This is a genomic window from Tepidimonas thermarum (assembly GCF_007556705.1).
Lineage (GTDB): Bacteria > Pseudomonadota > Gammaproteobacteria > Burkholderiales > Burkholderiaceae_C > Tepidimonas > Tepidimonas thermarum.
The window spans coordinates 1-9,247 of record NZ_VJOL01000066.1 but is presented as its reverse complement, the minus strand read 5'-3'; the positions used below and the strand labels follow the sequence as shown (position 1 = coordinate 9,247).

The 9,247-nt window shown below is 62.3% G+C and carries 8 protein-coding genes and 1 pseudogene; 3 read left to right on the top strand and 6 right to left on the bottom strand.

Annotated features, from left to right (window positions below; genetic code table 11):
- Window positions 1-46: 46 nt before the first annotated feature.
- Together Tther_RS12045 and Tther_RS12040 are read left to right on the top strand one after the other, a co-directional pair.
- The gene (locus Tther_RS12045; protein WP_185975090.1) at window positions 47-670 is read left to right on the top strand and encodes a sodium-dependent bicarbonate transport family permease; all 624 of its coding nucleotides are present in this window, start codon (window positions 47-49) and stop codon (window positions 668-670) included.
- A complete protein-coding gene (locus Tther_RS12040; RefSeq protein WP_143904206.1) occupies window positions 667-975 on the top strand; it encodes a P-II family nitrogen regulator in 309 nt (102 codons plus the stop codon). Before Tther_RS12045 ends, Tther_RS12040 begins: the two co-directional genes overlap by 4 nt.
- A 19-nt stretch (window positions 976-994) precedes the next feature.
- Here the strand turns inward: Tther_RS12040 and Tther_RS12035 are convergent, their stop codons facing one another.
- The 6 genes from Tther_RS12035 to Tther_RS12010 all read right to left on the bottom strand — a co-directional run bounded on the left by Tther_RS12035 (window position 995) and on the right by Tther_RS12010 (window position 8,569).
- The gene (locus tag Tther_RS12035) at window positions 995-1,714 is read right to left on the bottom strand and encodes a response regulator (protein WP_143904204.1); all 720 of its coding nucleotides are present in this window, start codon (window positions 1,712-1,714) and stop codon (window positions 995-997) included.
- A 1-nt stretch (window position 1,715) separates the two neighbouring features.
- Entirely contained in the window at window positions 1,716-3,641 is a 1,926-nt protein-coding gene (locus Tther_RS12030) for a type IV pili methyl-accepting chemotaxis transducer N-terminal domain-containing protein (protein ID WP_143904202.1), read from the bottom strand.
- Between the two features lie 33 nt (window positions 3,642-3,674).
- Complete coding sequence (locus tag Tther_RS12025) at window positions 3,675-4,427, bottom strand: 5'-methylthioadenosine/adenosylhomocysteine nucleosidase (RefSeq protein ID WP_143904200.1); 753 nt, start codon at window positions 4,425-4,427, stop codon at window positions 3,675-3,677.
- Window positions 4,428-4,436: 9 nt separating this feature from the next.
- Window positions 4,437-6,137, bottom strand: a complete 1,701-nt coding sequence (locus Tther_RS12020; RefSeq protein ID WP_143904198.1) for a long-chain-fatty-acid--CoA ligase — start codon at window positions 6,135-6,137, stop codon at window positions 4,437-4,439.
- A 262-nt stretch (window positions 6,138-6,399) separates the two neighbouring features.
- On the bottom strand, window positions 6,400-6,678 hold the full coding sequence (locus Tther_RS12015; protein WP_143904195.1) for a hypothetical protein: 279 nt from the start codon (window positions 6,676-6,678) through the stop codon (window positions 6,400-6,402).
- Window positions 6,679-6,706: 28 nt separating this feature from the next.
- On the bottom strand, window positions 6,707-8,569 hold the full coding sequence (locus Tther_RS12010) for an ADP-ribosylglycohydrolase family protein (RefSeq protein WP_185975089.1): 1,863 nt from the start codon (window positions 8,567-8,569) through the stop codon (window positions 6,707-6,709).
- Between the two features lie 305 nt (window positions 8,570-8,874).
- Here Tther_RS12010 and Tther_RS12005 point away from each other — a divergent pair.
- Window positions 8,875-9,126 (top strand): annotated as a pseudogene (locus Tther_RS12005) (transposase); the annotation flags it as partial.
- Window positions 9,127-9,247 lie beyond the last annotated feature (121 nt).

Here is a 9,247-nt window from a genome sequence, read left to right as displayed (position 1 = left end):
GATGTAGCTGAACATCGCCCCCTGGAAGTCTTGACTGCCTCTCATCGTGCTCGTCTGCGTTGTTCTCGGTTGGCCTCAGATCGTACCGCCCGACGCGGGGGGTGGCGAGGGATTTTTCAACGGCCTGTTAATCGTCGGCGTTCTGTTGGCCAAGGGCCTCAAGGCAGATGCCGACTGGCGCCGTCTGGCACACGAGGTGCTGACGGGCAAGGCCATCGTGCTGCTGCTGGGGGCACTGGTGATTGGTTGGGTCTGGGGACGCGATGGCGCCACTGCACTGGTACCGTTTTTCGAAGGTTTGTTCAAAGGCTTTCTCGCCCTGTTTTTGTTGGGCATGGGGGTGACGACGGCCGCCCGCTTTGGTGACTTGCGCCGCGTTGGCCCGTTCTTGGTCGGCTTTGGCATCCTGATGCCCATCGTGTCTGCCGCTGGCGGCGTGCTGGTAGGATGGCTGCTAGGCCTGCCGCTGGGCAATACGCACTTGCTGGCGGTGCTGTATGCCAGCGCATCCTACATTGCCGCACCAGCGGCCATGCGAATCGCTATCCCGGAGGCCAACCCGGCTCTGTCCATGGGGGCCTCGCTGGGCGTGACGTTTCCTTTCAATGTGGTGGTCGGGGTCCCCCTGTATTTGTCCATGGCCGAAACTTTTTACCGGATAGCAGCATGAACACCGCGTCTGTTGTGTCCCCGCACCAAGGCTGTGTCGTCGTCGTGATCGCCGAGGCGGAACTGGAGGACATCCTGTGCGACACGCTGCTGGACGCGGGCGCCAAAGGCTACACCGTCAGCGAAGTCCGAGGACGCGGCAACCGAGGACTGCGTGACGACCGTCTGCTGCTATCCAACAATGTGCGCTTCGAGGTTCTGTGCGACGAAGCCACTGCGCGCCGCGTGCTCGATGCGGTACTCGGCCGCTACGGCCAGCACTACGGCATCGTGGCCTACGCTGTGTCCACCTGGGTGCCTGGGTGATCGAAGGTTGGCCAGCGCTTTAGCCCAAGCCGTGGTTGACGGCCAATACCGCCGCCTGAACGCGTGATGTCACATTGAGCTTGCGCAAAATGTGCTGCACGTGGATTTTGACAGTGGTCTCGGCTATGTCAAGAGCACGGGCAATCATTTTGTTACTTTGCCCACGTGCGATCAACGTCAGAATTTCCCGCTCGCGCTCTGACAACGCGTCGATGACCGAGCGCTGGACAAGCGCATCGGCGAACGGCGCCTGTGGTGCCCGGTCTACCTGGTGGGGAGCAGCCATTGGCGCTGCGCCTACCTCGGACTGGTTGGATGCGCGCACCATGGTCACGAGCTTGTTGAGCATCGGTGGGCTGATGACCGAGTCACCGCCGACCACCCGCTGCACCGCATCGCAGAGTTGATCGAGCTCGGTGGTTTTGAGCAGATAGCCATCGGCCCCGGCACGCAACGCGGCGGCCAAATCTTCGGTATCTTCGCTGACAGTCAGAAGTACGATGCGCGCCAGCGGAGCGGCCTGACGCAAAGTGCCGATCGCATCGACCCCACGCACACCCGGCAGGTGGTTGTCCAGCAAGATGACGTCAGGCTGCGCGTCCTGCAATGCTCGCAGCGCTTCGCCAATATCGCCAGCCTCGCCGCAAACCCGCAGAAGCGGCGCTTGTTCGAGCAACGCTCGCAACCCCCTCCTAAACAGGGGATGGTCGTCAACCAGAAGCAAACGAGTCGGTCTCATGTCATGGCGATGGTACTGCGCCCACGTGAACACCGTGCCCCGCAGGCTCTGGAACGGCCGCGTCGGAAGGCACGGTCAACGTCACCGTGGTGCCACGGCAGGGCGCGGACTGCACGTCTAAGTGCGCGCCAATGGTGACAGCCCGTTCACGCATGATACGCAAGCCCACGTGGGTTTGATCGCGTCCTACGTCGATATCGAACCCCACCCCGTCGTCGCGAACCACGAATTTCCAGGGTGAGCCCTTGTACACCTCGACCACCACGTGTTTGGCACGGGCATGTTTGCGAACGTTGGACAGCGCCTCTTGGACCACATGCAGCACCTGCATTTGCACGTCCACCGGCAATTCGAGGGCACTGCCAAACGACTCCAGTTTGACCTCTAACCCAGTCTGATGTTGAAATTTCGTGACGGTTTCCTGCAAAGCGCTGACGATATCGTCTGCATGCGCACGCGTGCGGAAGTGCATCAACAATTCGCGTACATCGGCCAAGCTCTCTTGCAGGCCCACTTCCAATTCACCGACGTGGTGCTGCGCCGCTGGCAGATCCGCACGCTGCAGGGCGGTGTTCAGCAGCTGCACCTGGATTTTGAGAAAGGAAAGGGACTGCGCGATCGAGTCGTGCAGCTCGCGAGCCAGAAAGTTGCGCTCCTGGGCGATCGCCGTCTCACGCTCCAGCGCCTGGACACGCAACCCTTCCACGGCATTGGCAAGCTGACCCGCCATGGCGTCGAGCAGCTCGCGTTCCCCGTCGTTTAGCACCACCGACGATCGATAGAACAGATTGATCTCACCCAACAGCCGCTGCTGCGCCTGAATCGGAACACTGATCATGGTACGCAGACCGAGTTGGGTGCAGTTGACGCGGCGGTCACTCCCATCGGATTCCAGGGTGATGACTCGGGTGCGCCGCTCGATATGTGACTGACCACAAACGCACTGTCCGCACGGCAACACATGTTCGGCCGCCACGATCTCGCGCGGCATCTGGTCTTCGGCCAACAACAGATAGCGTTGCAGCGACGTGTCGGCCCAGCGCAGCACGACGGCATCGGCACGCAGCCGCTGCCGCAAGCGCTGAACGAAGCCGCTGGACAACACCGCCAGCGAGTCAGCTTCGCTCAGAAACAAGCTCATGTCATAGAGTGTTTGCAGATTGGCGCGTTTGGCCTCGAGATCCCGGGTTTTTTCTGCCACCCGGGCCTCGAGCTGACCATACAAGTCCTGCAGCGTAGCAGCCATTTGGTTAAAGCCAGCGGCCAGTTGCCCAAACTCGTCGCTGCTGGTGGCGGCCACGCGGGTGGCAAACGCGCCGCGCTGCAAATGGGCCATCGCGCGCGCCAGCCGCGTCAGTGGCTGCATCACGTAGCGCTGGCCCGTATAGAGCATGAACGCCGCGCCCACAACGGCCAACGCAATCATCACGAACTGCAGCAGGTTGAGGATGCGGGTGAGACGTGCGAGCTCCTCCTCGATGGAAAAAACGAGGTCATCGATGTGGCCGACCAGGGATTCGGCCGCGGCAAAAGCCGCGGTGCTGTTGGCAGCATCCAACGGCGCACGCGGGTCCCACAACGAGCTCATTTGATTCCAGGCCGTCTCCACCGTATCAAACCGGTCACGAATCGCCGGCGTCCAGGGGACAAACAGGGGGCGCTGGGGATCACCGCTCCGAAGCCTTGCCAAACTCTCGGTCAATTCGGTCAAAAGGGCTTGTCGACGTTCGGCAGACACAGACGCGGTTCGCGCAGCGTCCAATCGCCAAACTTGCATGCGAAGTCGACCGGCTTCATTAACCGCCGCCGCCCCACCGTCTAACTGCCAGGTCACCCACAGGGTTACGCCGATGGAGCCCGTCACGGCCAGCAGCAGCCACAGACCGGCGTGAATCAGCTTGGTGGCGATCGTCGCGGTAGAGCCCATTGTGTTGGCTTGGCGCGCGCCGGTGCCGCACCACTAAAGCAGGTTGAGCGCTTTGCGCACGATGCGCGCGCTGTAGTGGCGCGCCACGTCCCGCATGAAGGCCTGGAAGTCCACGTGCGCCTCGTCGTCCGCGCGGTCGGACAGGGTGCGCACCGCCGCAAACGGCGTGCCGTAGTCCCAACAGACCTGGGCCACGGCGGCGCTTTCCATGTCCACGGCCAGCGCCTCGGGCAAGGCCTCGCGCAACGCCTGCGACTCGGCCACGCTGGTGATGAAGCGGTCGCCACTGACGATCAGGCCGCGGTGCACCGTGGGCCGGTGCAGGCCGAGCGCGCGCAGCGTCTCCTCGCTGACCAGCTTGGGCAGCCACGTGACGGCGTCGCGTGCCGCCTCCTCCAGCACCTGCGCCAACACCAAGTCGGCGTCGAAATGCATCTTGCCCGTGCCCGGCACCTCCCAGCGTGGGAACAGCGGCGCGGCGCTCAAATCGTGCTGCAGGTAGCGCGTGCCCACCACCACGTCGCCCACCTCGGCAATCGGCGCCAGCCCGCCGGCCACACCCGTAAACAGGATGTACTGGGGCGCAAAGCGCTCGTGCAGCACGGTGGCGGTGGTGGCGGCCGCCACCTTGCCAATGCCACACAGCACCGCCACCACCTCGTGCCCCTGCAGATGACCCTGCCAGAACTCGCGCCCGGCAACGCTGACCTTGCGCTCGTCGGGCATGAGCTGCAGGATTTCGGCCAGTTCTTCGTGGACGGCGCTGATGACGGCGATGCGGGCCATGGCGAATGCTCAGGACGTGGTCGGCTTGTTGTCCCGCAATTCTCGCCGCAAAATCTTGCCCACGGGGGTCTTGGGCAGCTCGGTGCGAAACTCGATCACCTTGGGCCGCTTGTAGCCGGTCAGGCGCGCCTCGCAGAACTCGCGGATGTGCGCCTCGGTCAGCGCCGGGTCCTTCTTGACGACCACCAGCTTGACCGCTTCGCCCGAGTGCTCATCGGGGATGCCCACCGCCGCGCACTCGAGCACGCCCTCGCACTGGGCGACCACGTCTTCCACCTCGTTGGGGTAGACGTTGAAGCCGGACACGAGGATCATGTCCTTCTTGCGGTCCACGATCTTGAAGTAGCCGCGCTCGTCCATGACGCCGATGTCGCCGGTGCGGAACCACCCGTCGGCCGTCATCACCTTGGCCGTCTCGTCCGGACGCTGCCAGTAGCCCGCCATCACCTGCGGGCCACGGATGGCAATCTCGCCCGGCGTGCCCTGCGGCACCTCGTTGCCCTCGTCATCGACGCATTTCATCTCGGTGCTGGGCAGCGGCACGCCGATGGTGCCGGTGAACTCGGTGTTGGTGACCGGGTTGCAGCTGGCCGACGGGCTGGTCTCGGACAGGCCATAGCCCTCGCAGATCGGGCACCCGGTGCGCTCCAGCCAGCGTTTGGCCACGGCCGCCTGCACCGCCATGCCCCCGCCCAGCGACACCTTGAGGTTGCGCCAATTGACGGTGTCGAACTGCGGGTGGTTGAGCAGCGCGTTGAACAGCGTGTTGACCGCCGGAAAGCTGTGGAAGGTGTGCCGCGACAGCTCCTTGAGCACGGCGGGCAGATCGCGCGGATTGGGGATCAATATCGTTTTGCCTCCGGTGCGCATGCTCAGCATCATGTTGACCGTAAAGGCAAAGATGTGGTAGAGCGGCAACGCGCACACCGCCGTGGGCTGCTGGCCGGGCGGGATTTTTTTCATCACCGGCTCGTTCCAGGCCTCGGACTGCAGCACGTTGGCGATCAGGTTGCGGTGCAGCAGCACGGCGCCCTTGCTCACGCCCGTGGTGCCGCCGGTGTACTGCAACACGGCCACGTCGTCCGGCCCCACCTCCACCGGCCGATAAGGCGCGCGGCGCCCGCGCGTCAGCGCGTCGTTGAAGCGCACCGCCCCCGGCAGGTGAAACGGTGGCACCAGCTTTTTGATGTGGCGCACCACAAGGTTGACGATCCAGCCCTTGGCCCCGAGCACATCGCCCATCGCGCACAGCACCACGTGCTGCACGGGCGTGGCCCGCAGGCACTGCTGCAGGGTGTGGGCAAAGTTTTCGATGATGAAAATCGCCTTCGCCCCGCTGTCCTTGAGCTGGTGCTCGAGCTCACGCGCGGTGTAGAGCGGGTTGACGTTGACCAGCACATAGCCCGCGCGCAGGATGGCCGCGACCGCGATCGGGTACTGCGGCACGTTGGGCATCATCACCGCCACACGGTCGCCGCGTTGCAGGCCCAAGCTTTGCAGGTAGCCCGCCAGCACGCGCGAGGCCTCGTCCACCTCGCGGTAGGTCCATTCCTGGCCCAAAAAGCTGTAGGCGGCCCGCTCGGCGTACTTGCCAAAGCTCTCTTCCATCAGCGCAACGAGCGAGCGGTAGCGGCTGGGATCGATCTCGGCGGGGACGCCCGCGGGATATTGTTGCAACCACGGCTTGTCGGCGGCGGTGATGGTGCTCATGCGGTCTCCTGAGGGGGTCGGGATACGCGCCGTCAGCCTGACACGAGGCTGACGACGTGCGCATTATTCCCCAAACCCCTCTCGGTCGGGAGCGGCTTAAGGGTTTTTCCGAACGATCGTTCGCGGTGTTTTGCCGCTGCGGCGACACGCTCGGGCGCGGGCGCCGCGCGTCACCATGACGCACCGGTAACGGGAACGTGGCGGACGGGCCCGCCCAACACCCACGTGAGGTGTCACAGCGCCACCAGAACCGGGGAACTGCTTAGCGCTGGAGCCGGTACATCGTCCCCCACACCTGTGCATAGGCGCGGTGCAACGCATCGTCCGCCACGCTCGCCTTGAAGTTGGCGTAATCAATGCTCTGCAGCCGTCGCGCGATGGCTTCAGCCACGACGCGACGCGGCACCACCGCCCGATAGCGATAGTCCGTGTGCCGCGAAGCGGTGACCTCGTAGCCCGGGAATATTTTCTCGATATCGCCCTGGCGCCGCGCACGGACGAGCAAGCAATCCGGCGGGCAGTCCTTGTAAACGACAGACAAAAAAGCATCATGCAGACAAATCCACACATCAACACCCCGGATATTTCGCCATAATATGCAAGCCACGAAGCGTCGTAGGCACGTATTCACCCAGTGGCCAATCCGGATATTGGAATAAATCCTGCGCCACCTCCTCAATCACATCACGCAATTCCAGCGCGGCCAGCCAGCGCTGGGGTATCGCCGCAGCACCATACATAGCCCCAAGAAGGTTGCCCGCCAAGGCACCCGTGGAATCGGAATCTCCGTCGTGGTTGACAGCCAACGTAACGCCATGCGAAAAATCGGACGCGACCAAAGCACAATAAACTGCGATTGCCAGCGCCTCTTCGGCCACCCAGCCCGAACCCAGCTCGGCAATCGCTTGCGGATGATCACAAGACTGGCACGCCAAGCGCCGCGCTTGTTGCAACGCTCGCAGGGTTTCCTCATGCCCCGGGTGGCGCTGCAACTCCGACTCTGCGCTTCGCAGGGCATCTGACAAAGTTGCACCTCTGACAACCTCAAAAATCAACAGCGCGAACGCACCCGCCGCAAGTTGACCGGTCGGGTGCCCGTGCGTGAGCGCCGCCAATTTGACCGCCAGCTCGAATGACGCGCTCGCATCCGCCGATGGCTGGCGTGCACAATACAAGCCTACCGGAGCGACACGCATAACGCCACCACAGCCCTTGCTGTTGTTCCCGGCTTTCCCATCGGGACTCCGCCGTGTGCGCAAAGCTTGCAAGCAGGTATTCCCCGGCGCGCGCCGAGCATGCAGTGGTCGCTGCAGGTACAGCCAACCCGGGTATTGAATAAGCCAATGTTCACCCTGCGAATCGACGGAGGGTCCTTCACCCTGCGTGAGCAACCAACGCTGGTAAGCGTACCAGGTCACATCCTCATAGCTGGCCAGCCCCCGCATACGCCCCCGTACCCAGGTTCGCAAAAGGCCCTCGGCGGTAAAAAGGGTCATTTGCGTGTCGTCCGTAATACAACCGGCTGCCCCGTAGGCTGGTGCATAGTCCGTAATACCCGCTGGACCAAATTGTCTCAGGATCTGCTCACGCGACAAAAATTCCACCGGAGCGCCCAGCGCATCCCCCACTGCGCCACCGAGCAAGCAACCGATAAAGGCCTCTTGCATCTGATGCTCACGTGGTTCGTTCCGTCGCCTACCCGAGCCATCTTCCCCGCCCTCGCGCCCAGGATCCGGAAGTTTGCCGCCATAGGCCGCCAACGCACGCTCCACCAAATCGACAACTTGGTGATCGAATTTAGAATCGAGAAATTGACGCAACTTCGACAGTGGTACCAGGTGCACCGCTTGGCTTTCCCACCCCATGTCGGCCGGGGTACCACTTTCACGTATAGCCAAGTAGTAGCGTGTGCGGGTAACGCTTCGGTCCACATCGCCCACAAAACCAACGATGCGCGCTTTCAAACCCGTTTCTTCCCAGGCCTCTAAAATAGCGTTCGATTGATACCATCGCGGCTGTTTGTGATCGACGCGACCCTTGGGGAAGGTGTTTTGGTAACCACCGTAGCCGTTGGTCGGCGACACAACCCAAACACGCCCATCCGGCTCCATAATCACCAGGCCGGTCGCGAACTTTTGTCCCGGCTTGAGGGCTGTCAAAGCCGGCTCATCCTCGATATCAAGCTGCCCGGCCAGCTGGTCCTTGCCGTCGGCAGGAGGTTCCCAAGGCGCAAACCTCACGCCATTCAGGGCATCGACCGGAAGCTTGGCACCTGGCGTAACAGTAATGATCGCATCCGCATCCAAAAAACGGTCCAAGTTCGGCTCATGGGGATTATGAATAAAAACATCTTCCCCCTGTTCGTTCTTTTTTGTGTGTAACATGGCTAATTTTGAAATCACACCTGCCGCACTTTTTTTAGAACCACCCACACCCTACCCTTTCTGATAAACACCCGCTTTTTCAAGTCCCCCAAGATCAACGCACAGCCTTTGCCGCGACCCCGATTACCAGTATCAAGGAGCATCAATTTTTGCCGCGAGATTGGCGCCACCAAATTTCGTCCGCTATTTCAGCCAACGACTTATCCGGCCTTTCTTTGAAACGAATATACGACGGTGCCTGCACTTGCCCCTGACGCCCCGAATACTCTAACAGGCCGTTGAAAAATCCCTCGCCACCCCCCGCGTCGGGCGGTACGATCTGAGGCCAACCGAGAACAACGCAGACGAGCACGATGAGAGGCAGTCAAGACTTCCAGGGGGCGATGTTCAGCTACATCAGCCTCGAAGAGCGCGTGCCGCAGGCGCACCCACTGCGCAAGCTGCGCGCCGTGGTCGATGCGCTGCTGGCAACCATGAACCGCGAGTTCGAAGCGGTCTACGCCCGCCGCGGCCGCCCCTCGGTGCCGCCGGAGATGCTGCTCAAGGCCTTGTTGCTGCAGATCCTGTTTTCCATCCGCAGCGAACGCCAGCTGGTCGAAGGATTGTGCAACCTCTTTTCTGTAAATTTCCGGTTGGGTGGTCATGACAACCGGGTTACAGGTTGAAGTTGAGATAGACCTTGCCGGTCAGCCACTCGTCGTCGAGTTCGGCGAGCATTGCGGAAAC